The following is a 24,340-nucleotide window of genomic DNA, read 5'->3' as shown; positions in this document are numbered from 1 at the left end:
TCCGGTCTGCACAGCGCCTGACGAGCTGCAGTTCGGTCAGGCTCCGCGCCTGCCGTGCTCGGCGTACGTCCGTGCGTGTGCCCTCCCCGACGCCACTCCGAACCGGTCGCGACGCTGAGCAAACACAGCCTAGCGCCGGTCATGCTGAAGGCGATGCGCTTCGCTGCAGAAAGGCGCGCCTGCTGCGCCGATCACAGCTTCGGAATACGGCAAATGGATGCCGCACTGGGTGCAGGGAATCATGATTTCCGCATCGCCGGTGCCGGTGCGCCCGGCTGATTCCCGTGGGCGCTTGCGGGATGCCTTCGCCTTCTGCTTTTTCCTGCTGAGGAAAACCCAGAAAACGATCAGTGCCGCGAGCAGCACCCATATCAAAAGTTTCATGCGAGGCTCCGGTGCAGCACCACTTCAAGCACGAAGCGGCTGCCGACATAGGCAAGCAGCAGCGTGGCAAAACCGGTGAGGGTGAAGCGCAGCGCGGTCTTGCCGCGCCATCCTCGCCAGACGCGTCCAGCCAGCAACAGGCCGAACAGCATCCAGGACAACATCGTGAAAATGGTCTTGTGATCCCAGCGGAAGGCCGTGCCGAACAGCTCTTCGGAGAAGAACACGCCCGATAACACGGTCAGTGTCAGCAGCGTAAAACCGAAGCTGATCATGCGGAACAGCAGCTTTTCCATGGTCAGCAGGGCGGGCAGCCGCTCGATCGCCACGGCCAGCCAGCGGCCGCGCGCCTCGCTCGGGGATGCATGCAGCTGCGACTCCTGCAGCGCCATCAGCACCGCATGGAATGCCGCAATCGTCAGCGAGCTGTAAGCTAGGATGGCAATGGCGACATGCCACGGAAACAGGGCGGAGCGTCCCTGCAGGGGAATCAGGCTGCCCGGGAACATCACTGGCAGCATGACTGCCAGCGCCGCCGTTGGCAGTACCAGCACGCGCAGTCCGTCGAGCGAGAAATTGCGGTTTTCAAGCCAGTATGCCGCGACGGAAATCCACAGGGTGGCCGACAAGACGATCGCAAAACCGATGCGCAGCGTACCGGGACTGAGCATGTCCGCCCACAATGCCCCGCCGTGCAGCGCCCAGCCGATCGCGGTACCCGTTGAAATGGCCGTGCGCTGCTTCGATGGCAGGGCGGCACAGGCCGCATAAAGCAGGGCTGCCAATACGAAAAAATAGGTATGCATTCTGCAGGGAGGTGTTGGCCGGGTTCGTTGGAAATCCGAGTTTACTACACCATGTGTGTCCGGTGCGGGTCTGGTTCCGGCATCCGAGGAGTCGTTGCCATGACCGCTACGCCGCGGTTGCTGCCAGTCCCGGCCGGCGGGAATGCCTGCCGGAGTCTCGGCGGAAGAAGCGGGAACGCGTTTTTTCTTCGCTGGCGCAAAGCTTTGCATCCTGGCATGTTTGCTTGCCACCGGAAGAAGAGCGCGTTCCGCGCAGCGGGAGGAAAGGCGGCATCGGGTAGAATGAACGTTTTCCGCTGCCCTTTCGCGCAGCGTCTGTTCAATCGCAGAGATACCGTCATCCCATGCTCGACAATCTGACCCAACGGCTTGCCAAAGTCGTCAAAACGATGCGCGGCGAAGCGCGTCTGACCGAATCCAATACCGCGGACATGCTGCGCGAGGTCCGCCTCGCCCTGCTCGAAGCCGACGTCGCGCTGCCCGCCGTGCGCGAATTCATTGCCCGCGTCAAGGAAAAGGCCGTGGGCGAGGAAGTCATCGGCTCGCTGACGCCGGGACAGGCGCTGGTCGGCGTCGTGCAGCGCGAGCTGGCGTCGCTCATGGGCGGCGATCTCGGCCCGGAAGCATCCCAGCTCAATTTTGCAACGCAGCCGCCGGCGATCATCCTGATGGCCGGCCTGCAGGGTGCCGGCAAGACGACAACCGTCGGCAAGCTTGCCAAATTTCTCAAGGAACAGAAGAAGAAAAAGGTGCTGACCGTCTCGGCCGACGTCTATCGTCCGGCGGCGATCGGGCAGCTGCAGACGGTGACGGCCCAGGTCGGCGCCGATTTCTTCCCGTCCCAGCCGACCGACAAGCCGGTCGACATCGCGCTCGCGGCGCTCGACTATGCAAAGAAGCATTATCACGACGTGCTGATCGTCGATACCGCCGGCCGGCTGGGCATCGACGAGGCGATGATGCAGGAGATCGCCGCCCTGCACGGCGCGCTCAAGCCAATCGAAACCCTGTTCGTCGTGGATGCGATGCTGGGCCAGGATGCCATCAATACCGCCAAGGCCTTCAACGATGCCCTGCCGCTGACCGGCATCGTTCTGACCAAGCTCGACGGCGATGCCCGGGGCGGCGCGGCACTGTCGGTACGCCATATCACGGGCAAGCCGGTCAAGTTCGCCGGCGTGGCCGAAAAGCTGGACGGCCTGGAACCCTTCGATCCGAACCGCATGGCCAACCGCATCCTCGGCATGGGCGACATTCTTGCCCTGGTCGAGGAAGCCCGCAAGGGTGTCGATGTGGAGGCCGCAAAAGGCCTGGCCGACAAGATCAAGGGCGGCGGCAAGTTTGACCTCAACGATTTCAAGTCGCAGATCAGCCAGATGAAGAAGATGGGCGGACTGTCCGGCCTCATCGACAAGCTGCCGGCGCAGTTCCAGCAGGCGGCCGGCAATGCCGACATGGATCAGGCCGAAAAGCAGGTGCGCCGCATGGAAGGCATCATCAATTCCATGACGCCGCAGGAACGCGCCAAACCCGAGCTGATCAAGGCCTCGCGCAAGCGGCGCATTGCGGCGGGGGCCGGCGTGCAAGTCCAGGAAGTCAACCGCATGCTGGCGCAGTTCGAGCAGATGCAATCCATGATGAAAAAGCTCAAGGGCGGCGGCATGATGAAAATGATGCGCAGCATGAAGGGGATGATGCCGGGCGCAAGGTAGTCAACCCTGGCGTTCCCTATCCTATAGCGCGGCGGTTTCTGCCTGATACAGCCCTTCGCCGCCGCGCCTTCCTCCTTCCCTTCCCCGCCTTTCCCTATTCTCCTGAAACTGAAGTTTCGTTGGCACGCCGGCTGCTGCCGCGTCCGAACGGGATGGATCATGCCCGGCGACGGCCGTCCGATCTCACGGCCGCCGAAGGCGCTGCTCCCCGGTCCGCATGCATCCATCGGCCTTGCCGCGCCAGGATGTCCTGCATTTATCTGCTCTTATGGTCCGCGCCACTTCGACCGCGGTCCATTGCGGCTTTCGTGCAGCGATTCCGATGACGGCATCGGACGTACTGGACGCACACGGACATCGTCCTGTTCCGATTCATGTGTTTTCCCCTATGAAGAAAGGCCTTGACTGCCTCTAGAGAATTCATAACAAAACGATCAAAAAACACTTGCATACCTCGCAAAACCGCACCACTATTAGCGTTGCGTGATATGACGCAATTTCCCACACACTTTGTGAAGGAGGCTTGAAGATGGCAACAGCCAAGAAACCCGCGGCCAAGACGGCCGCCAAGAAGCCCGCAGCGAAGAAGGCCGCGGCAAAACCCGCAGCGAAGAAAGCCGCTCCGGCGAAGAAGGCAGCAGCACCCGCCAAGAAGGCCGCTGCAAAGCCGGCGGCAAAGAAGGCAGCAGCAAAGCCCGTAGCAAAGAAGGCAGCCGCTCCGGCAAAGAAGGCGGCAGCACCTGCGAAGAAAGCCGCACCGGCAAAGAAAGTCGCGAAAGCGCCCCGCAAGCCGAATGCTGCATTCATGAAGCCCCTGACCCCGTCCGAAACGCTGGGCGCGGTAATCGGCGCCAATCCGCTGCCGCGCACTGAAGTCACCAAGAAGGTCTGGGACTACATCAAGAAGAACAAGCTGCAGGATGATGCGAACAAGCGCATGATCAATGCAGACGATAAGTTGAAAGCCGTGTTTGGCGGAAAGAAGCAAGTGTCCATGTTTGAAATGACCAAACTCATTTCCAGCCACCTGCAATAATTTGTCTTTCCGGAAGCCAAACAAAAACGCCCGCATCGCGCGGGCGTTTTTGTTTGTGCGGGGCTTTCCACAACAGGATTTCAAGCCCCTTATACCGGCCCTCAAGTCATACCCGGCCGGTGTGACAGATCAGGAATCCATGGCGGAGCGATGGACGATGGATGACGAGCGCAACGCGGCCAGGCGGAAAAAGACCCGATCTCATGGCATGTCTCCGGATTGGGATTCCATGAAAACCTGCCCAACTCAGCTTTACTGCTTGCCCGGGGTTGGCTCTTCCGTGAATTCCCAGCGCTTCCATGCCGCCAGAACCGCGTTGGGATATTCGGGTTTGCCCCGGCTGCCGTTGTAGCGGCCAAGCGCCAGATACAGATTTCCCTTCTCCATGTCGAGATAAAGGCGAAGGATCGAGCAGCCGTAGCGCAGATTGGTCTGCATGTTGAACAGCTTGCGGCGGTCGCCGTCGCCGATGACCCGCGTCCAGAAAGGCATCACCTGCATGTAGCCGTGAGCACCCACCGGCGAGACCGCATACTTGCGGAAGCCGGATTCGACCTGGATCAGGCCCAGCACCAGCGAGGGATCGAGCCCTGCCCGCTTGGCCTCGTACCAGGCGGTTTGCAGAAATTCCCGCCTGACTTGCATGTCAGGCAGACGCTTCTTGAGCCGTTCCGACATTTCGCCCAGCCAGCGCAGGTATTTGATCCGGTCCTCGATATCGGAAAATTCCGGCTTCGGCGGACGAGGATCGCTGATGGCTCGCGCAAGGGCGAGGCGGACCGGATCCGCCAGCGCCTCTTCCTTCTGATTGCCGGCATGGGCGCAGACCGTAGCCGCCAGGGCCGCGAGCACGGCGAGGCGGCGCAGAGACAGGCATTTCACGCTGTCGCTCAGGCTGCGAGTTTGGCCTTGATGAAGTCGAGCATCTCGGACGCCGGCACGGGCGTCGCCGCAGCATCGCGGCGCCCCTGGTATTCGAGCTTGCCTTCCTTGAGGCCGCGATCGCCGACGACAATGCGATGGGGCACGCCGATCAGTTCCCAATCGGCAAACATGACCCCGGGACGTTCTCCGCGGTCATCCACGATGACATCCACTCCGGCGGCCAGCAGGCCCTCATACAGCCGGTCCGTTTCAGCTTTGACGGCTTCGCTGCGGTCGTACCCCATCGGGCACAGGACGATCTCGAACGGAGCGATCGAGGTTGGCCAGATGATGCCCTTGTCGTCGAAGTTCTGTTCGATCGCCGCCCCCAGGATGCGGGTGATGCCGATGCCGTAGCAGCCCATCTGCATCAGTTGCGGTTTTCCGGTTTCGTCGAGATAGGTCGCCTTCATGTCCTCGGAATAGCGGGTTCCAAGCTGGAACACATGTCCCACCTCGATGCCGCGCTGGATGGCGAGCGTTCCCTTGCCGTCGGGCGAAGCATCGCCTGCCGCCACATTGCGCAGGTCAGCCACCATCGGCTCGGGCAGATCGCGTCCCCAGTTGACGCCGGTATAGTGGAAGTCCTCTTCATTGGCGCCGCATACGAAGTCGGCCATCATGGCGGCGGCACGGTCGGCGACCACCTTGACCGGTTTCTTCGTGCCGATCGGTCCGAGATAGCCTGGCTTGGTGCCGAACCATTCCAGGATTTCACCTTCGTTGGCGAAACGGTAATTGGTCAGGCCGGCTACCTTGCTTGCCTTGATTTCATTCAACTCATGGTCGCCGCGCAACAGCAGCAGCCATATTTCCTTTTCCGCATCCTCTTTTTCTACCGCGAGGACGATCGACTTGACGGTTTGCGACAGCGGCAGCCCCAGCAATTCGGCGACATGCTCGCATTTCGCCTTGCCCGGCGTGGGCGTTTTCGCAAGCGCTTGCGCCGCGGCCGCACGCTCGCCGGCCGGCGCGAGGGCTTCGGCTGCTTCGATATTGGCTGCGTAGTCCGAGTCCGGGCAATAGACCAGTGCATCTTCGCCGGTATCGGCGATGACATGGAACTCATGCGAACCTGATCCGCCGATGGCGCCGTTGTCGGCCGCCACCGCGCGGAACTGCAGTCCGAAACGGTCGAAGATGCGCACATAGGCGTCGTACATCGACTTGTAGGATGTTTGCATTCCTTCCACATCGCGGTCGAACGAGTATGCATCCTTCATCGTGAATTCGCGGCCGCGCATCAGGCCGAAACGGGGGCGGCGCTCGTCGCGGAACTTGGTCTGGATATGGTAGAAGTTGATCGGCAGCTGCCGGTAAGACCGGATCTCGGTGCGGACGACATCCGTGATCACCTCTTCGGAGGTCGGCTGGATGGCGTAATCGCGGCCGTGCCGGTCCTTGACGCGCATCAGTTCGGGACCCATCTTGTCCCAGCGGCCGGTCTCCTGCCACAGTTCGGCGGGCTGGACTACCGGCATCAGCAATTCGACCGCGCCGGCACGGTTCATTTCTTCACGCACGATATTTTCCACCTTGCGGATCACGCGCAGCCCCATCGGCATGTAGGTATAGATGCCGGAACCGAGACGTTTGATCATCCCGGCGCGCATCATCAGCTTATGGCTGATGATTTCGGCGTCGGAGGGAGCTTCTTTAAGGGTGGAAATAAAAAATCGTGATGCGCGCATGGCGGTGAATTCTTTTTAAAAAGAGAGGGTTATAATCGACTCAATTTTAAAGGATTAGCTGGCTGATGCATCCATTCCCGACACATTTGATTCGCGCTTCCGCTGCCGGCCTGCTCACGCAGACTTGCAGTGCCCTGGCGCATGCAAAATTTGTAACGATGAGGATCGTCTAGCCGCAGAAAGTTTTGAGGTGCAACATGCTGGATCGGGAAGGCTTCCGCCCGAACGTCGGCATTATTCTGCTCAACACCCATAACGAGGTGTGGTGGGGTAAAAGGGTGCGCGAACATTCGTGGCAATTTCCACAAGGCGGCATCAAGTTCGGGGAAACTCCCGAGCAGGCGATGTACCGTGAACTGGAGGAAGAAGTTGGCCTGAAGGCCGAACATGTCAAGATTATCGGCCGCACGCGCGATTGGCTGCGTTATGAAGTCCCGGATCGCTTCATCAAGCGGGAGATTCGCGGACATTACAAGGGACAAAAACAGATCTGGTTCCTGTTGCGCATGGTTGGCCGCGACTGCGACATCAACCTGAGGGGTACCGACCATCCGGAATTCGATGCGTGGCGCTGGCACAATTACTGGGTGCCGCTCGATGTGGTGATCGAATTCAAGCGCGAGGTTTACCAGAAGGCGCTGCAGGAGCTGTCGCGGTTCCTGACCAGGCCGCCTCACGGCCAGCGGCATGGCGGTGCACGCTATCTCCGTCAAAGCCATGGCGGCCGCAATGCGGTAGAGATACAGCCCGCAGCCAAACCGAAAACAGATTGAGATGCAGCGCGGGCCGTGCATGCGGCCCGCGCTGCATGCCAAGAGAGGACATTCAATGACCGCAGGATTTTTCCGCACGGCGGTGGCGGCAAGCGTGCTGCTTTTCGCCGCGAACGCACAGGGCCAATCCCGATTCGAGGAAGACTTCGACGACAAGGACAAGCCCTGGCAGGAAGTCGCCATCCAGCTTCCGGCAGCGCCGAAGCCCGAGAATCTGTTGCCGTTCTATGCCAGCGGAAGCCAGTCGTTCGCCATCGATGCGGCCTCCGTATCGCGCGGCGCGGACAACGTGGTGCGCTATACGCTGATCGCCACCAGCGATGCCGGCGCGCGCAATGTCAGTTACGAGGGAATCCGCTGCGAAAACTACGAGCGCAAGCTCTATGCGTTCGGCCAGCCGGACGGTTCCTGGTCGCGTTCCCGGCGAGATCAATGGGAAAGAATTACCGCCAACGCAGTGAACCGGCAGCATGCCGTGCTGGCGAAGGATTATCTATGCGAACAGCTTACCGTCGCGGGAACGGCCGAGCAAATGGTCGCCAGGATCAGGAACAAGCGGCCGCTGACTTCGCAGTTCTACAAGTAGCAAGCCGCACAAGCAACAAGCCTGACAGGGCCGGATCAGCGGCTTGTCAGGCTTGTCTGGTTTATGGGGCCGGCGTGATTCGCGGGCTCAGAGCAAGACCATATTGTCGCGGTGTATCAGCTCCGGGTCTTCCATGAATCCGAGAATGGAGAGAATCTCGGTCGAGGGGCGGCGCATGATGCGGCGCGCCTCCGAACTGGAGTAATTGCTCATGCCGCGCGCCACAGCGCGTCCCTGCTCGTCGACGCAGGTAATGACGTCGCCGCGGCCGAAATCGCCGGCCACTTCAATCACGCCGATCGGCAGCAAGGACTTCCCTTCGCCGGTCAGTTTCTGGACCGCTCCGGCGTCAAGTACGACCTTGCCGGCCGTCTGCAGATGATCGGCCATCCACTGCTTGCGGGCAGTCAGTTGCGCCGTCTGGGCGGAAAGCTGGGTGCCGATTGCCTCTCCCTGCGCCAGGCGGGTCAGCACCTGTTCTTCCCTGCCCCAGGCAATGACGGTATGCGCCCCTGATGTCGCGGCACGCTTGGCGGCCAGGATCTTGGTGAGCATGCCGCCGCGGCCGATGCCGGTGCCGGCACCGCCGGCCATGGCTTCGAGCGCGGGATCGCCGGCCTTGGCCTCGTGCACGAATTGCGCCGACGGATCCTTGCGCGGGTCGGCGGTATACAGCCCCTTCTGATCGGTCAGAATCACCAGCGCATCGCCTTCGATCAGGTTGGCAACCAGCGCGCCAAGCGTATCGTTGTCGCCGAACTTGATTTCATCGGTGACGACCGTGTCGTTCTCGTTGATGATGGGAATGACGCCGAGATGCAGGAGAGTGAAAAGCGTGGAACGCGCATTCAGATAACGCTCCCTGTCCGCGAGGTCGGCATGGGTCAGCAGAACCTGCGCGGTCCGCAGCGCATGGTGCCTGAAGCTGGTCTCGTAGATCTGCGCCAGCCCCATCTGCCCGACCGCCGCGCATGCCTGCAATTCATGAATCGAAGTCGGTCGGCGGTCGAAGCCGAGACGCTGCATGCCTTCGGCAATCGCCCCCGAACTGACCAGCACCACTTCCTTGCCAAGCGCGCGCAATTGCGCAATCTGCTCAGCCCACTTTGCGATGGCAGCCGCATCAAGACCCTTGCCGTCGTTGGTCACCAGCGACGAGCCGACCTTGATGATAAGACGTTTGGCCTTCTGAATGACAGAATTCATATGTATTGGAATCGGATACACGCAAGGACGCGAAGATACGCTAACGGCTTGCCGGCGACGCGTTCACCGCGCGAACCGGCACCATGAGGCGCCGTGTCCGCACTGCGGAGGCAGCAAGCCGTGATCATTATTCCATGACTTTGAAGCGCGGGTCATCCGGATCAATGGAGTTGATGGCCCGTGCCTGCTCGGTGATCTGGGTCTCCTCGGACCTGAACTCCTGCTGGCGCTGCTCCGCAAGGTACTCGTAGATGGCCATGACGAGGTCTTCGCAGCCTTCACGCGTCAGTGCCGATATTTCAAATACCGGCCCTTTCCAGCCGAAGCGCTTGATGAAATCCTTGACTCGTTTCTTGCGCTCGTCTTCCGGCACCACGTCGAGCTTGTTCAATACCAGCCAGCGCGGCTTGTCATGGAGCGATTCATCGTATTTCTTCAACTCCTTGACGATCGCCTTGGCTTCCTTGACCGGATCCACCGTCTCCTCGAATGGAGCGAGATCGACGATATGCAGCAGCACACGGGTACGCTGCAGATGGCGCAGGAATTGATGCCCCAGGCCGGCGCCTTCCGCCGCGCCCTCGATCAAGCCGGGAATGTCGGCAATGACGAAGCTCTTTTCGTGACTGACCCGCACCACACCCAGGTTGGGATGCAAGGTGGTGAAGGGATAATCCGCAATCTTGGGACGCGCGTTGGAGACCGCGGTAATGAAGGTGGACTTGCCCGCATTGGGCATGCCGAGCAGGCCCACATCGGCAAGCACCTTCAATTCCAGCTTGAGTTCGCGGCGCTCGCCTTCCTTGCCGTCGGTTTTCTGGCGCGGAGCACGATTGGTCGACGACTTGAAATGGATATTGCCCCAGCCGCCTTCGCCACCCTTGGCCAGCAGGACCACCTGGCCATGATCGGTCAGGTCGGCGATGATTTCGCCGGTGTTGTAGTCGCTGATGAGGGTGCCGACCGGCATGCGCAAGGTCACATCGTCCGCGCCCTTGCCATAGCAGTCGGAACCGCGTCCGTTTTCGCCATTCTTTGCCTTGTGCAGCTTGGAATAGCGGTAATCAACCAGCGTATTGATATTCCGGTCGGCCACAGCCCAGATACTGCCGCCCTTGCCGCCGTCGCCGCCGTCCGGACCGCCGAAAGGACGGAATTTTTCGCGGCAAAACGACGCGACGCCGTTACCGCCGTCACCAGCAATGACTTCAATTTTTGCTTCGTCGATGAATTTCATGATTTGCCGCCAAAAATTGCTGTAAAAACTAAAAAGGCCCTACCGCCGGCAGAGCCTTTTTCATGGAAGGCTTTCGCCTTGTTACTGCTTTGTCAGTTCAGGCCTTATGCCGGCTCGACAATAACAGTGTGGCGCTGCAGGGCGCCTTTGGTGGTGAACTTCACCTTGCCGTCGATCAGGGCGAACAGGGTGTGATCCTTGCCCATGCCGACGTTTTCACCAGCGTGCACGCGTGTGCCGCGCTGACGGATGATGATGCCGCCAGCATTGATGGCTTGACCGCCGTAGACCTTGACGCCCAGTCGTTTCGACTCGGAATCGCGGCCGTTGCGCGTGGTGCCGCCGCCTTTTTTGTGTGCCATTTCAGACTCCTTGGTATCCGGTTAGCTCGTCAACGATTAGGCGTTGATCGAGACGATTTGCAATTCGGTGTAGTTTTGACGATGGCCCTGACGCTTCTGGTAGTGCTTGCGGCGGCGCATCTTGAAAATTTTCACCTTATCGTGGCGACCGTGCGCCACTACCGTAGCCTGGACCTTGGCACCATCGACCAGCGGCGCACCAAATTTGATGGTGTCACCAGCGCCCACTGCGAGCACTTGATCAAGGGTGATTTCGGAACCAATGTCTGCCGGTATCTGTTCTACTTTAAGTTTTTCGCCAGCAGCAACCTTGTATTGCTTGCCGCCGGTTTTTATGACCGCGTACATGTGAAACCTCATCAGATAGTTTAAATAACTTTTCCCCCGACCTCGAAAGCTTGCGCATTCGTTGCATATCCGCAATCGGGAAAACCCCTGATTATACATGGACTTAGATTGAGCGTCAAAATGCTTTCGCGCTTGAAATCCAGTCGACCGCCGCACCGCGGATTGGTCCGGAAGATGGTTAGCGGAGAGCCATGCTTGTCGTCGTATAATTCCGGAAATTCATGAATTTGCAGGTTTCATCTTGTCTGCCCCCTCCCAGCCCTCTTTCCAACAAAGTGTCATCCAGCCGATCGCTTCCGACATGGAGGCCGTCAACACGGTCATTCGCCAGCAGCTTTATTCGACGGTGCCGCTGGTCAATCAGATTGCGGAATACATCATCGGCGCCGGCGGAAAACGCATCCGCCCGATACTTGTGCTGCTGACGGCCAATGCATTCGGTTATCGCGGGACCCATCACCACGACCTGGCGGCGGTAGTGGAATTCATTCATACGGCCACGCTGCTGCATGACGATGTCGTGGACGAATCCTCGATGCGCAGGGGCCGGGAGACCGCGAATGCGATGTTCGGTAACGCCGCCTCGGTACTGGTGGGCGACTTCGTATACTCGCGGGCATTCCAGATCATGGTGGCAGTGCGGAACATGCGCGTCATGCAGATCCTGGCGGACGCAACAAACGTGATCGCCGAAGGGGAAGTGCTCCAGCTGCTCAACATGCATGATCCGGATGTCACCGAAGAACGCTACCTGCAGGTCATCCGCTCGAAGACAGCCAAGCTTTTCGAAGCCGCGGCCGAACTGGGAGCCCTGATCGCCGGCGCATCCGAACCCGATATCGCTTCCGCCGCAGAATATGGCCGCTCGCTCGGCACCGCCTTTCAACTGATCGACGATGTCCTGGACTATTCAGGCAATGCCAGCGACATCGGCAAGAACATCGGGGACGATCTGCGCGAAGGCAAACCCACGCTGCCACTGATCCACCTGATGCAGCATGGCACGGAGCAGCAGCGGGAGCTGGTACGCGCCTGCATCACGAACGGCGACGAACAGCACTTCGACGAAATTCTGTCGGCCATCACCACGTCCGGCGCGCTCGACTACACAAAACAGGAAGCGGACAAGGCTGCCAATCGGGCTGCGAATGCGATTGCCTCATTCGCAAATAGCCAATTCAAGGATTCTTTGCTACAATTGTGCGCTTTCGCAGTCGACCGAAATCATTGACCGGATTTTCCCGGTGATGATTGGTTCGGAGAATTGCAAGCGGGGTGTAGCTTAGCCTGGTAGAGCGCTACGTTCGGGACGTAGAGGCCGGAGGTTCGAATCCTCTCACCCCGACCAGTCTTCATTGGCATGAAGTTGTAAAAAATCTATAAGAAGTGTCTCGGCAATTCCAGCGTTTCCGCATCGCCGAGATCATCTTCCAGACGATTTTCATGCACATTTTCCTTGGGTGACCCGTTGGACGCAGTCCCCTTATGGGCCCAGATACTGGGTCTTGCCTTCCTCTTATTTCTCTCCGGTTTTTTCTCCATATCCGAAACGGCAATGATGGCGCTGAGCCGCTATCGCATGCGGCATCTGGCTTCCGCAGGCAGCCGGCGCGCCAAGCTCGTCCTGCACCTCCTTGAACAGACCGAGCGCCTGCTCGGCGTCATCCTGCTTGGCAACAACATGATCAATTCGGCCGCTTCTGCACTGGCCGCCACATTTGCCATCTACTACTTTGGCGAAAGCAAATATGCGCTGGCCCTGGCCTCGACCGCTGTTTCCTTCGCCATCATCATCTTCGCAGAGATCACGCCGAAGGTCATCGGCGCAGCCTATCCGGAACATATCGCCATGGGAGTCGCGCCCGTTCTGCGCGTCCTGATGGTGGTAATGAACCCATTGGTGTGGCTGACGAATCTCATTGTCAAATTCCTTCTGCGCCTCATGCGCATTCCCGAAAAAAGCGCGGAAACATCCGTATCGACCGAGGAATTGCGCTCGATCGTGCTGGAAAGCGGGCATTTCATCCCGAAAAAACATAAGAGCATTCTGCTGAACCTGTTCGCGCTGGAAGACCTGTCGGTCGAGGATGTGATGACGCCACGCGCCCAGATCGAAGCGCTGAATCTGTCCATGCCGGTCGAGGAAATCAGGCACCAGCTTGCCACCTGCTATCACAACAAATTGCCGGTGTATGAAGGAGAAATCAACCGGGTCATCGGGATCCTGCACGTACGCAAGGCAATCGCACTGCTCGACCAGGAGGCCGAACTGACATCGGAACATTTCCGCCAGCTGCTCACGCCTCCCTATTTCATTCCGGAAGATACCGGAGTCTTCGCACAGCTTCAGTACTTCCAGGAGAATCACGAAAGACTGGGAATCATCGTCGACGAGTACGGCGAAGTGCAAGGACTGGTCACCCTGGAGGACATCATTGAAGAAATGATCGGCGAGTTCACCACTTCGATGCCGGGCACGACACGCGCGGACACCTTCGCCTGGGATGACAAGGGCGAGTGCCTGGTCGAAGGCGTCATGACGCTGCGCGACATCAACAAGCATCTCGGGCTGAATCTGCCCCTCGATGGACCGAAAACCGTGAATGGCCTGCTGCTCGAGGAACTGCGCGACATCCCGGAAGCCAGTGTCAGCCTGAAAATGAATGACTGCATCATTGAAATCATTCAGGTTCAGAACCAGGCGATCAAGGTCGTCAAGCTGATAAAACCCTGACCAACGCATTTCGCACCTCCCGCATCGCAAGCGGATCCCCAGGCCAAAGCGTTTCCTGGATGTGACAGATCCCCTGCATTATTCATGTCTCTTTGTCCCATTTGCTTTACAAATCAGATGCCTGTAGGCATCATCTAATGCAATTTGGACGACTCTGACCTCATCCCGGCTTACTTATCTACATGGCGGCGGTTCTCCCCAATCAGGCAGCAAATCCAGTGATGTCCGGCCTTGCGCGCGCGCTTGTGCAAGCCGGCAAGCTGACTGCGCAGCAAGCCGATACGCTCGGCAAGCAGGCTGCCGCGGAAAAGCTGCCGTTCATTGACGTCCTTCTGCAAAGCGGCAGCATCGATGCCCGTGCGCTTGCCGCATTCTGCTCGGAGACCTTCGGTTATCCGATGGCGGATTTTTCCGCTTTCAACCTGAGCCATCTGCCTCAGAACATCATCGATATCAAGCTGGCGCAGAAGCAGCGCGTCATTGCCCTTTCCAAGCGCGGCAACAAGGTATCGGTCGCCATTTCCGATCCGACCAACAGCCCTGCTCTGGACCAGATCAAATTCCAGACCCAGCTGACGGTGGAGCCGATCATCGTCGAGCATCCGCTGCTGGTGCAGCTGATCGAGAAGCTTGGCAAGACCACCGAGGAAAATCTCGATGAACTGATCGGTGACGATCTGGAAATCGATCTCAGCGAAGAGGAAGCCGCGGCACCGGCTGCGGGCGAATCGCTGAATGCCGATATCGACGACGCTCCCGTTGTCAGGTTCCTGCAAAAGATACTGATGGATGCAATCAACATGGGTGCATCCGATCTGCATTTCGAGCCGTTCGAAAAGTTTTACCGGATCCGCTTCCGGGTTGACGGCGTACTGCGCGAAGTCGCCCAGCCGCCGCTGGCGATCAAGGAAAAGCTGGCCTCGCGCATCAAGGTCATTTCCAAACTGGACATCTCGGAAAAGCGCGTGCCCCAGGACGGGCGCATGAAACTGGTGGTATCCAAGAACAAGGCGATCGATTTCCGGGTGAGCACGCTGCCGACGCTGTTCGGCGAAAAGATCGTGATGCGTATTCTCGATCCGAGCCAGGCGCAGCTGGGCATCGATGCGCTCGGCTACGACCCGGATCAGAAGGAGCTTCTGCTCAAGGCGATCGAGCGTCCCTACGGCATGGTGCTGGTAACCGGACCTACCGGTTCCGGCAAGACGGTGTCGCTTTACACCTGCCTGAATATCCTGAACAAGCCCGGCATCAATATTTCGACGGCCGAGGATCCGGCGGAAATCAATCTGCCGGGAGTCAATCAGGTCAATGTCAACGACCGTGCGGGCCTGAGCTTTGCCGCGGCGCTGAAGGCCTTCCTGCGCCAGGATCCGGACATCATCATGGTCGGCGAGATCCGCGATCTGGAAACCGCGGACATCGCGATCAAGGCAGCGCAGACCGGCCACATGGTATTTTCCACGCTGCACACGAATGATGCGCCGTCGACGCTGACACGCCTGATGAACATGGGCGTGGCCCCGTTCAACATCGCCTCGTCGGTCATCATGATCACCGCGCAGCGGCTCGCCCGCCGCCTGTGCACCTGCAAGCAGCCGGTGGTCATCCCGGACGAGGCCCTGCTGGAAGCGGGCTACCGGGAGGACGAACTGGACGGCACCTGGACGCCCTACAAGCCGGTCGGCTGCGAGCGCTGCAGCGGCAGCGGCTACAAGGGCCGCGTCGGCATCTACCAGATCATGCCGATCTCCGAAGACATCGAGCGCATCATCCTGGCGCACGGTACCGCACTGGAAATCGAAGAGCAGGCCCGGCGCGACGGGGTGAGGACCCTGCGCGAATCAGGGCTGGTCAAGGTGAAACAGGGATTGACGAGCCTGGAAGAAGTGCTCGGCTGCACCAACGAATAGCAAGGGGAACACTATGGCAATTACTGCCAGCAGAAGCGCCGGCGCTTCAGGCGTCAAGGAACAGGTCTATGTCTGGGAGGGCAAGGACAAGTCGGGCAAGACGGTCAAGGGCGAACAGCGTGCCAACAGCGAAACCATCGTCAATGTAACGCTGCGCCGCCAGGGCATTCTGGTTACCAAGGTCAAGAAGAAGACCTTCTCCAGCGGCAAAAAAATCAGCGACAAGGACATCACCTTGTTTACCCGCCAGCTGGCGACGATGATGAAGGCAGGCGTGCCGCTTCTGCAATCCTTCGACATCGTGGCCAAGGGCCATGCCAATCCGTCTGTCGCCAAGCTGATCCACGACATCCGCACCGATATCGAGACCGGCAGCAGCCTGAACCAGGCGTTCCGCAAGTTCCCTCTGTATTTCGACAGCCTGTTCTGCAATCTCATCGCCGCCGGCGAACAGGCCGGCATCCTGGAAGACCTGCTGACCCGCCTCGCGGTCTACAAGGAAAAGACCCAGGCCATCAAGGGCAAGATCAAGTCGGCATTGTTCTATCCGATCTCCATCCTGGTGGTGGCCTTCGTCGTTACTTCAGTCATCATGATCTGGGTCGTGCCGGCGTTCAAGGACGTGTTCGCAAGCTTCGGCGCCGACCTTCCCGCCCCCACGCTGTTCGTGATGGCGATTTCGGATTTCTTCGTCGCCAACTGGTACATCATCTTCGGCGGCCTGTTTGCCGGACTCTATCTGTTCTTCCAGTCCTGGAAACGCTCGCCCAAGGTGCAGCGCTTCATGGACAAGGTGCTGCTGCGGGCGCCGATTTTCGGCGAAGTGATCCGCAAGGCGACCATTGCGCGCTGGACCCGGACACTGGCCACCATGTTCGCCGCCGGCGTACCGCTGGTGGAGTCGCTCGACTCGGTCGGCGGCGCTTCCGGCAACACCATCTATATCGATGCGACCAAGAAGATCCAGACCGAAGTCAGTACCGGCACCAGCCTCACTTCGGCAATGCAGAACGCCAACGTTTTCCCCAACATGGTCACGCAGATGGTGGCCATCGGCGAAGAATCGGGCGCGCTCGACCAGATGCTGAGCAAGGTGGCGGATTTCTATGAGGCCGAAGTCGACGACGCCGTCGAATCGCTGTCGAGCCTGATGGAGCCGCTGATCATGGCGATTCTCGGCGTGCTGATCGGCGGCCTGGTCATTGCCATGTACCTGCCCATCTTCAAGCTGGGAGCCGTGGTCTGATGTTTGATCTTTACCTGTTCGCGCCGCCGGCAAGCGTCATTCCGACCGTGTTTGCCGGCGTGCTCGGCCTGCTGATCGGCAGTTTCCTGAATGTCGTGATCCATCGCGTGCCGAAGATGATGCAGCGCGAATCCGACAACTATGTCGCCCATGAAAGCGGGAAACCGCTGCCGCACACCGACCGCTACAACCTGATGGTGCCGCGCTCGGCCTGCCCCCACTGCGGCCATCGCATCACGGCCATGGAAAACATCCCGGTGCTCAGCTATCTGGTCCTGCGCGGCAAGTGCGCGCAATGCAAGGCCCACATCTCGGCGCGCTACCCGGCGGTCGAATTGCTGACGGGCCTGCTGTCGGCGTTTCTCGTCTGGCGCTTCGGCAGCGGTCTTGCGGGTCTGGCGACATTGCTGTTCGCCTATCTGCTAATTGCGATGACCTTCATCGACGCCGACACCCAGCTGCTGCCGGACGACCTTACCCTGCCGCTGCTGTGGTGCGGCCTGCTGGTCAATCTGAACAGCACTTTCGTGCCGCTTGCCGACGCCGTCATCGGCGCGGCGGCCGGCTACCTGGTGCTGTGGGCCGTGTACTGGCTGTTCAAGCTTGTCACCGGCAAGGAAGGCATGGGCTATGGCGACTTCAAGCTGCTTGCCGCCCTGGGCGCCTGGCTCGGCTGGAAAATGCTTCCGATCATTATCCTGCTGTCTTCGCTGGTCGGCGCGGCGGTCGGCATCGCGCTGATCGTCTTTGCCAAGCACGGCCGCAACAATCCCATTCCTTTCGGCCCCTATCTTGCCGTTGCCGGCATGATTGCGCTGCTCTACGGCAAACCGCTGGCGCAGGCCTATCTCGGTTTCCCGGTTTAATACCGCGGGCATGTAGAATCGCGGGCATGGAACAAGGCAAACGCAGGTTTTCAATCGGACTCACCGGCGGTATCGGCAGCGGCAAGACGACCGTGGCCGACATGCTCGGCGCACGCGGCGCGGCATTGGTCGATACCGACCTCATCGCCCATCAACTGACCGCTCCCGGCGGCTCGGCGATACCCGAGATCCATGCCCAGTTCGGCGCCGCCTTTCTGACCGCCGAAGGTGCACTGGACCGTGGCCGCATGCGGCAATATGTGTTCTCCGATCCGCAGGCCAAGTCCAGGTTGGAATCCATCCTTCATCCGCTCATTCGCATCGAGACCGAGCGTGCGGCAGAGGCCGCGCAAGGCGCTTATCTCATTTTTGTCGTCCCGCTGCTCGTGGAATCTTCCAGCTGGAAAGAGCGTGTCTCGCGCGTCCTGGTGGTCGACTGTTCGGAAGAGACGCAGCTGCGGCGTGTGATCAGCCGCAGCGGCCTGCCCGAAGCGCAGGTGCGCGCCATCATGGCGGCACAGGCAACGCGCGCGCAGCGGCTGGCCGCGGCTGACGATGTGATTGACAATGATGGCGAACCCGCTGCGCTTGCGCCGCAGGTCGACCGCCTGCATGCGCTGTACAGCCGCCTGGCAATGCAATAGCTGCTTGCGTGGCGCATACTGGCGCAGGCGGACATGTTTGCTTACTCTTTTAGGGCTTCGCTTTATTTGTATTTTTTCATGGCTTCGTTCAGAATCACATAATTGTTTCCAGCCCACCTCTTGTCCAAAGGGAAGCCATTTTGATCACCTACGAATACCCTTTCAATGAGCGTATTCGCACACTGTTGCGGCTGGAAGACCTGTACGAAAAGTTCGTTTTTTTTCTGCATCAGGAACATCCGCAGCACCACCATGTCGCACTGTCGACGATTTTCGAGATGCTGGAGGTGGCCGGCCGCGCGGACCTGAAATCCGACCTGCTTCAGGAACTCGAGCGTCAGAAGCAGACTCTGCTCGGGTTCAAGGCCAATCCCAATGTATTGTCCGACCGCCTCGACGAGGTGCTGGCCGCAATAGACCGCACCAGCACCGCGCTGATGGGCTCCCAAGGCAAGACCGGGCAGAATGTTCGGGACAACGAATGGCTGATGAGCATCCGCGGACGCACCATCATTCCGGGCGGCGCCTGCGAGTTCGACCTGCCGTCGTATTACGCATGGCAGCACCGCAGCCCGCAGCAGCGTTACGACGACATATCCGGCTGGTTTGCCCCGCTGGCGCCGTTGTTCGATGCGATCGGCATGGTGCTTCGCCTGCTGCGCGAGTCGGGAAAGACAACCACCACGATCGCGCAGGCGGGCAGCTTCCAGCAGATGTTGCAAGGAAAGATTTATCAGATGCTGCGCCTGACCATTGACGAATCGCTCGGTGCGATTCCGGAAATATCGGCCAACAAGTACATGTTATGGGTCCGCTTCACGCTGCAGGGCGGCGACCTGAAACCCAGGCCGTTCGAAAGCGATATTCCGTTTGAACTGACTCTTTGCAATTTTTGAGGTGTGTGATGCCGACCGTAGTGGATTGCCCGACATGCGGCAAAAAGGTCGAATGGACCGAAGCGAACAAATTTCGCCCGTTCTGCTCGGAGCGCTGCAAGCAGATCGACCTTGGCGCCTGGGCCGAGGAAAAGTATTCGATTCCGGTCGTCGCGCCGCCGGCAGACCCGGATGAGGACGGACCGCTGCGCTGAACCGCCCTTCGGATCAGGCGCTCAGCCTCCCGAACCCTTCGGAATACCGTATTTGCGCAGCTTGTTGGCTATCATCGAATGCGATGTCTTCAGGCGCACAGCCAGCTTGCGGCTTGACGGATACTGCGGATACAGCTTCTCCAGCAATGTCCGTTCGAACTGCGAAACCGAATTTTCCCAGTCATCGGCCGCCTGCGCGGCCGCTCCCCGCTCGACATGAGCGACCGGGCGCACCGCTCCCTCCGCAAGATCCAGATCCGTTTCTTCCAGCAGGCGCTTGTCGGTCATCGTGATGGCCCGGAACACCACATTCTGCAATTGCCGCACATTGCCCGGCCAGTTGTTGGCGACGAGCGCGGCGCAGGCCTGCGCACTGAGCCTGCAGATGGGCTTCTGTGCCTGGGCGCAGGCGCGTTCGATGAAGTGGCGCGCCAGGAGCAGGATGTCATCCGGCCGTTCGCGCAATGCCGGTACTTCGAGCTGCAGCACATTGAGCCGGTAATACAGGTCTTCGCGGAATGCGCCTTCGGCCACCATCTTGCGCAGGTTGCGATGCGTGGCGCTGATGATGCGCACATTGACCTTGATTTCGCGATCGCTGCCGATGCGGCGGAACCTGCCGTCATTCAGGAAGCGCAGCAGCTTGGCCTGAAGATAGAGCGACATCTCGCCGATCTCGTCGAGGAAGACGGTACCGCCGTCGGCCATTTCGATCAGCCCCGGTTTGCCGCCGCGCTGGGCGCCGCTGAAGGCGCCGGACATGTAGCCGAACAATTCGCTTTCGGCCAGGCTTTCCGGCAAGGCTGCGCAGTTCAATGCGAGGAACGGTGCATTGGCGCGCTGGCTGGCGGCATGGCAGGCCTGGGCGACCAGTTCCTTGCCGGTGCCCGTTTCGCCCACGATCAGCAGGGGCGCATCCACCACGGCTACCCGCGCGGCGCGGGCCTTGAGGGCGCGGATCGGTTCGGCATCGCCGATGATGGCATCGAAGCCGCCGCCGCCGTGCTGCAGCGCATGCAGTCTTCCGCCGAGGCGGCGCGGCGCATGCAGCGTGATGACGCCGCCGATGGTCTGGCCCAGCGCGGAGTCGAGCGCTTCGGCTACCGGAGTGACTTCCAGCAGGAAGGGCTCTCCGTGAAGACGCACTTCGCGAGCCGGCGCCAGGAAGTTGCCGGCGAGGAGTTCCGCCTGCAGCGCCGCTTCGCCAAACAATTCCTCCAGCGTTTTTCCGTCCAGCTCGCTTTCCCGCAGATGCGTGACGGCCGCCGCCGCGGCATTGGCGGCGACGATGCGCCCCGCCGCATCGACCGCCATCACCGGATCGGCCATCACCGCCATGAGCGTGTCGAGATGCAGGCGCCGCCGCGCTCCGGGCAGCACGTCGACCACCACCACGTTGAGCACGCCGGCGATGCCCAGGAAATCCTGGCGCAGCGAGGGAAGCAGCTCGGCCGTCAGCTGCGGTATGTCGATGAAGACATCGGAGGAGTCCACCTCCACCGCCACCACATTCATATTGCGGCGGGCAAGCACGGCGAGGATTTCGTGGGCAATGCCGACACGGTCGGCAAACTGAACATCTATCCGCATGGTTTCCGGTGTCTGGCGGTGCGTGAATTCTTGAGCGGCGCCTTTACGGCCGCCGCCATGTGCCTGCCATCATAGGGCAAGTCAGGCGGTTTTTCAGCCGGAACATTTTCAGCCCCGAAACCGGCTACACCGGTTCAGCCAGATATCCTCGCGTGGCCGACATGCCGGCATGCCAGCCCGAAGCATGCGACATGACTTTCAATCGGGACAGGTCGAACGACTGCAGATGCTGCAGCACGAGCTGATTGATGGCCATGGTGGCCTGCATCAGCAGCAGTTCGACGCCGGCCTGGGTCGCCGATGGGGAAGCGCCATCCGTGTCGCTGCGTTTCTTCGCCGATGACGGTTCGGCTTTCGCCGCCGACACGCACAGGAAGACATCGGCCAGCGTGAAGGTGTCCGGCGAGCAGGGACAGCTCCAGGCATCCTTGAGCTTGCCATTGGCCGAGACCAGACCGGCCGCATGAAGCGAGGCAAGCAAGGTGCGCACGGTACGCGGCGATTGCCCTGAAGCTTCAGCCAGCTGCGCTGCCGTCAGGGTTCCCGGACTTGCCAGGACAAGGCGGGCGAGCAGTTCGATCGCCATGGAAAAGCGGGTATGCAACAACAGATCACCAAGGATGAATTCCTGCATGGCTGGCTCCATGGCGCGGGCGTTCATGCATGCGCCTCTTGGGGAACGGACAAGGAGCCGCCGGCGGCGCCGTAGCGGTTCAGGAACAGGCCTTCGGTATCGATTTCCGGCCGCCTGCCCGATACGAGATCGGCCAGCAGCCGTCCCGATCCGCAGGCCATGGTCCAGCCGAGGGTGCCATGGCCGGTGTTGAGGAACAGATTGCGGTAAGGCGTCGGACCGACCACCGGCGTGCCGTCCGGCGTCATCGGCCGCAGGCCGGACCAGAATTCGGCGCGCGCGACGTCGCCGCCGAGCGGGAACAGGTCGACCACCGAATGTTCGAGCGTTTCGCGCCGGGAGTTGTGCAGGCTGAGATCATATCCCGCGATTTCCGCGGTGCCGCCGACCCGGATGCGGTCGCCGAGGCGGGTGATGGCCACCTTGTAGGTTTCATCCATGATGGTCGATTCTGGCGCGCAGGCGGCATCATGAATCGGCACCGTGATCGAATAGCCCTTGATCGGATAGACCGGGATGCGGATGCCGATCTCGCGCAGCAGCAGCGGCGAGTAACTGCCGAGCGCCACCACATAGCCGTCGGCCTTGAGTTCGCCCTGCGAGGTGCTCACACCCGAGATACGCCCGCCGTCGGTGATCAGCCGCTCGATCGAGACGCCGTAACGGAAGCTCACTCCCGCGCCCTCGGCGAGTGCCGCGAGGCGTTGCGTGAACTTGAAGCAGTCGCCGGTTTCGTCATTCGGCAGGCGCAAGGCGCCGACGAATTTTTCCTGCACATGGGCCAGTGCCGGTTCCACCGCGATGCAGCCGCGCGGGTCGAGCACCTCGTAAGGAACGCCGTAGCGCTGGAGCACGGCGATGTCGTTCGCGGAGGCATCGAGCTGCTTGCGGGTGCGGAACAGCTGCAGGGTGCCCTGGGTGCGCTCGTCGTAGCGGATGCCGGTCGCCGCGCGCAGGTCGATCATGCAGTCGCGGCTGTATTCGGCCAGGCGCACCATCCGGCCCTTGTTGGTTTCGTAGCGGGCGGTGGTGCAATTGAGCAGCATCTGAAAAACCCAGCGCCACATGTCGCGGTCCAGCGAGGGGCGGATCACCAGCGGACTGTGGCGCATCAGCAGCCACTTCAAGGCTTTGACGGGAATGCCCGGCGCCGCCCACGGCGCGGAATAGCCGGGGGACACTTCGCCGGCATTGGCGTAGCTCGTCTCCATGGCGGCAGCCGGCTGGCGGTCGACGACGGTGACTTCATGCCCTGCTTGCGCCAGATAATAGGCAGTGGCGGTACCGATGACGCCGCTGCCGAGTACGATGATTTTCACGATGCTTCTCCCAATCAGTTATATGTTGAATTCGATACGGTGACATTCCGTGGCAGTTTGGCGGCTTGCCGCTCGACCGGCGTGGTGCGCGGCGGTTCGGCGTCGAGATAGCGGCGGTGATAGCGCCGGCCAAGGCTGGTCAGGATTTCATAGGCAATCGTGCCGGCATCGGCGGCAACGGCATCAATGGGCCGGGCCGGCGAAATCAGATCGACCAGGGCGCCCGGCTGCACTGTGGCCGGGTCGGCGTCGGTGACATCGATCGTGCAGGTATCCATCGACACCCTGCCGAGGATGGGCACGCTTGCCGCGCCCGCCATGACGATCCCGCGATTGCTGAATGCACGCAGCCAGCCGTCCGCATAACCGACTGACAGCGTGGCAAGACGCCGCGTGGAAGCGGCCCTGTAGGTGGCGCCATAGCCGACCGCATCCCCTGCTCCGATCAAGCGCGTCTGGATGACGCGCGCCTGCAGCCGCACCACCGGCTTCATCGGGTTGGCCGCGCCGGCGACGGGCGCGATGCCGTACAGGGCGGCGCCGGGCCGCAGCAGGTCGAAGTGGTAGCGGGGGCCGAGAAAGATTCCCGAGGAATTGGCGAGGCTTGCCTTGCAGGCCGGAAAGCGGGCACGCACTGCTTCGAAGGCCGACAGCTGTGCCTCGTTCATGGGGTGATCCTGGGCTTCGGCACAGGCCAGATGGCTCATCAGATAGCGCAACTCGACGCCATGCAAGCCTTCCGGATCGTCCAGCAGCGCATCGACTTCCGCTCCGGAAAGCCCGAGGCGCGACATGCCGCTGTCGACCTGGACGATGGCTGGCAGGGCGCGGTCCAGCCGCCTCGCCAGTGCGCGCCAATCTGCGATCTGGTTGGTGCTGTTGAGTACGGGCGTCAGGCGATGGTAAACGCATTCCATCTCCGCGCCCGGAGACTGGCCGTGGAGGACATAGATTTCAGCATGCGCCGGGAGATGCCGCCTGAGCTGGATGCCTTCGTCAAGGTGGGCGACAAAGAAATGCCGGCAGCCCGCGTTCGCCAGTGCTGTGGCAACCCGATCTGCTCCCAGTCCGTAGGCATCCGCCTTGACGGCCGCACCGCATACCGCTTGCGGCGAGCGCTGACGCAGCAGCCGGTAATTGTCAGCTATCGCGCCGAGATCGATGGTCAAGACCGCGCCTGCGCACGCTCCCTGCTCTGACATGGGTTTTGTCTCCGAAGATGCCGGCCATGGCGCAAAG

General features: G+C 60.6%; 24 protein-coding genes and 1 tRNA gene. 13 read left to right on the top strand and 12 right to left on the bottom strand.

Annotated features, from left to right (window positions below):
• Nucleotides 1-129: 129 nt before the first annotated feature.
• Both FH061_RS10560 and FH061_RS10555 read right to left on the bottom strand, forming a co-directional pair.
• Complete coding sequence (locus tag FH061_RS10560) at nucleotides 130-384, bottom strand: PP0621 family protein (protein WP_151635698.1); 255 nt, start codon at nucleotides 382-384, stop codon at nucleotides 130-132.
• Nucleotides 381-1,190 carry a cytochrome C assembly family protein gene (locus tag FH061_RS10555; protein WP_151635696.1) on the bottom strand — a complete coding sequence of 270 codons (810 nt, stop codon included), beginning with the start codon at nucleotides 1,188-1,190 and terminating at the stop codon, nucleotides 381-383. Before FH061_RS10555 ends, FH061_RS10560 begins: the two co-directional genes overlap by 4 nt.
• Before the next feature lie 344 nt (nucleotides 1,191-1,534).
• On the opposite strand from FH061_RS10555, the gene ffh reads away from it, so the two are divergent.
• Nucleotides 1,535-2,902 (top strand): signal recognition particle protein, encoded by a 1,368-nt coding sequence (gene ffh, locus FH061_RS10550; RefSeq protein ID WP_151635694.1) that lies wholly within the window; start codon nucleotides 1,535-1,537, stop codon nucleotides 2,900-2,902.
• A gap of 529 nt (nucleotides 2,903-3,431) precedes the next feature.
• A complete protein-coding gene (locus FH061_RS10545) occupies nucleotides 3,432-3,938 on the top strand; it encodes an SWIB/MDM2 domain-containing protein (RefSeq protein WP_151635692.1) in 507 nt (168 codons plus the stop codon).
• A gap of 252 nt (nucleotides 3,939-4,190) precedes the next feature.
• Here the strand turns inward: FH061_RS10545 and FH061_RS10540 are convergent, their stop codons facing one another.
• Both FH061_RS10540 and FH061_RS10535 read right to left on the bottom strand, forming a co-directional pair.
• Nucleotides 4,191-4,820, bottom strand: coding sequence for a lytic transglycosylase domain-containing protein (locus FH061_RS10540; RefSeq protein WP_225984590.1), 630 nt, complete (start codon nucleotides 4,818-4,820; stop codon nucleotides 4,191-4,193).
• 8 nt (nucleotides 4,821-4,828) lie between these two features.
• Nucleotides 4,829-6,553, bottom strand: a complete 1,725-nt coding sequence (locus FH061_RS10535; protein ID WP_151635690.1) for a proline--tRNA ligase — start codon at nucleotides 6,551-6,553, stop codon at nucleotides 4,829-4,831.
• A 197-nt stretch (nucleotides 6,554-6,750) separates the two neighbouring features.
• Here FH061_RS10535 and FH061_RS10530 point away from each other — a divergent pair, with 197 nt between their 5' ends.
• Together FH061_RS10530 and FH061_RS10525 are read left to right on the top strand one after the other, a co-directional pair.
• On the top strand, nucleotides 6,751-7,326 hold the full coding sequence (locus tag FH061_RS10530) for an RNA pyrophosphohydrolase (RefSeq protein WP_151635688.1): 576 nt from the start codon (nucleotides 6,751-6,753) through the stop codon (nucleotides 7,324-7,326).
• A 55-nt stretch (nucleotides 7,327-7,381) separates the two neighbouring features.
• Nucleotides 7,382-7,912 (top strand): CNP1-like family protein, encoded by a 531-nt coding sequence (locus FH061_RS10525; RefSeq protein ID WP_225984589.1) that lies wholly within the window; start codon nucleotides 7,382-7,384, stop codon nucleotides 7,910-7,912.
• An 87-nt stretch (nucleotides 7,913-7,999) separates the two neighbouring features.
• Here FH061_RS10525 and proB read toward each other — a convergent pair whose 3' ends face one another.
• The 4 genes from proB to rplU form a co-directional block, all read right to left on the bottom strand.
• Nucleotides 8,000-9,118: a glutamate 5-kinase gene (proB, locus tag FH061_RS10520; RefSeq protein ID WP_151635686.1), complete on the bottom strand. Its 1,119-nt coding sequence runs from the start codon at nucleotides 9,116-9,118 to the stop codon at nucleotides 8,000-8,002.
• 127 nt (nucleotides 9,119-9,245) lie between these two features.
• Entirely contained in the window at nucleotides 9,246-10,355 is a 1,110-nt protein-coding gene (gene obgE / locus FH061_RS10515; RefSeq protein ID WP_151635684.1) for a GTPase ObgE, read from the bottom strand.
• A 104-nt stretch (nucleotides 10,356-10,459) separates the two neighbouring features.
• Nucleotides 10,460-10,717: a 50S ribosomal protein L27 gene (gene rpmA, locus FH061_RS10510; RefSeq protein ID WP_151635682.1), complete on the bottom strand. Its 258-nt coding sequence runs from the start codon at nucleotides 10,715-10,717 to the stop codon at nucleotides 10,460-10,462.
• A 36-nt stretch (nucleotides 10,718-10,753) separates the two neighbouring features.
• The gene (gene rplU / locus FH061_RS10505; protein WP_151635680.1) at nucleotides 10,754-11,065 is read right to left on the bottom strand and encodes a 50S ribosomal protein L21; all 312 of its coding nucleotides are present in this window, start codon (nucleotides 11,063-11,065) and stop codon (nucleotides 10,754-10,756) included.
• 280 nt (nucleotides 11,066-11,345) lie between these two features.
• Between rplU and ispB the strand changes: the two genes are divergently transcribed.
• From ispB to yacG, 9 genes are all read left to right on the top strand, one after another.
• On the top strand, nucleotides 11,346-12,296 hold the full coding sequence (gene ispB, locus FH061_RS10500) for an octaprenyl diphosphate synthase (protein WP_151635839.1): 951 nt from the start codon (nucleotides 11,346-11,348) through the stop codon (nucleotides 12,294-12,296).
• 40 nt (nucleotides 12,297-12,336) lie between these two features.
• Nucleotides 12,337-12,413, top strand: a tRNA-Pro gene (locus FH061_RS10495).
• Nucleotides 12,414-12,533: 120 nt separating this feature from the next.
• A complete protein-coding gene (locus FH061_RS10490; protein WP_151635678.1) occupies nucleotides 12,534-13,799 on the top strand; it encodes an HlyC/CorC family transporter in 1,266 nt (421 codons plus the stop codon).
• Between the two features lie 221 nt (nucleotides 13,800-14,020).
• Nucleotides 14,021-15,712: a type IV-A pilus assembly ATPase PilB gene (gene pilB / locus FH061_RS10485; RefSeq protein WP_225984599.1), complete on the top strand. Its 1,692-nt coding sequence runs from the start codon at nucleotides 14,021-14,023 to the stop codon at nucleotides 15,710-15,712.
• Nucleotides 15,713-15,725: 13 nt separating this feature from the next.
• Nucleotides 15,726-16,958, top strand: a complete 1,233-nt coding sequence (locus FH061_RS10480; protein WP_151635674.1) for a type II secretion system F family protein — start codon at nucleotides 15,726-15,728, stop codon at nucleotides 16,956-16,958.
• Entirely contained in the window at nucleotides 16,958-17,824 is an 867-nt protein-coding gene (locus tag FH061_RS10475; protein ID WP_151635672.1) for a prepilin peptidase, read from the top strand. The genes FH061_RS10480 and FH061_RS10475 overlap by 1 nt, the downstream gene beginning before the upstream one ends.
• Before the next feature lie 26 nt (nucleotides 17,825-17,850).
• Nucleotides 17,851-18,468, top strand: coding sequence for a dephospho-CoA kinase (gene coaE, locus FH061_RS10470; protein WP_151635670.1), 618 nt, complete (start codon nucleotides 17,851-17,853; stop codon nucleotides 18,466-18,468).
• Nucleotides 18,469-18,608: 140 nt separating this feature from the next.
• The gene (gene zapD / locus FH061_RS10465; protein WP_151635668.1) at nucleotides 18,609-19,364 is read left to right on the top strand and encodes a cell division protein ZapD; all 756 of its coding nucleotides are present in this window, start codon (nucleotides 18,609-18,611) and stop codon (nucleotides 19,362-19,364) included.
• Nucleotides 19,365-19,372: 8 nt separating this feature from the next.
• Nucleotides 19,373-19,558, top strand: coding sequence for a DNA gyrase inhibitor YacG (gene yacG, locus FH061_RS10460; protein WP_151635666.1), 186 nt, complete (start codon nucleotides 19,373-19,375; stop codon nucleotides 19,556-19,558).
• A gap of 21 nt (nucleotides 19,559-19,579) precedes the next feature.
• On the opposite strand, the gene FH061_RS10455 is transcribed toward yacG, so the two are convergent.
• From FH061_RS10455 to alr, 4 genes are all read right to left on the bottom strand, one after another.
• On the bottom strand, nucleotides 19,580-21,148 hold the full coding sequence (locus FH061_RS10455; protein WP_151635664.1) for a sigma 54-interacting transcriptional regulator: 1,569 nt from the start codon (nucleotides 21,146-21,148) through the stop codon (nucleotides 19,580-19,582).
• 124 nt (nucleotides 21,149-21,272) lie between these two features.
• Nucleotides 21,273-21,809, bottom strand: a complete 537-nt coding sequence (locus FH061_RS10450) for an Rrf2 family transcriptional regulator (RefSeq protein WP_151635662.1) — start codon at nucleotides 21,807-21,809, stop codon at nucleotides 21,273-21,275.
• Complete coding sequence (locus FH061_RS10445) at nucleotides 21,806-23,101, bottom strand: D-amino acid dehydrogenase (protein ID WP_151635660.1); 1,296 nt, start codon at nucleotides 23,099-23,101, stop codon at nucleotides 21,806-21,808. The genes FH061_RS10450 and FH061_RS10445 overlap by 4 nt, the downstream gene beginning before the upstream one ends.
• A 14-nt stretch (nucleotides 23,102-23,115) precedes the next feature.
• A complete protein-coding gene (gene alr, locus FH061_RS10440; RefSeq protein ID WP_151635658.1) occupies nucleotides 23,116-24,303 on the bottom strand; it encodes an alanine racemase in 1,188 nt (395 codons plus the stop codon).
• Between the last annotated feature and the right edge of the window lie 37 nt (nucleotides 24,304-24,340).

The organism is Noviherbaspirillum aerium (assembly GCF_008929045.1).
Taxonomy (GTDB): domain Bacteria; phylum Pseudomonadota; class Gammaproteobacteria; order Burkholderiales; family Burkholderiaceae_D; genus Noviherbaspirillum; species Noviherbaspirillum aerium.
Note: the sequence above shows the minus strand (reverse complement) of the source record. Positions and strands in the feature narration are given on the sequence as shown.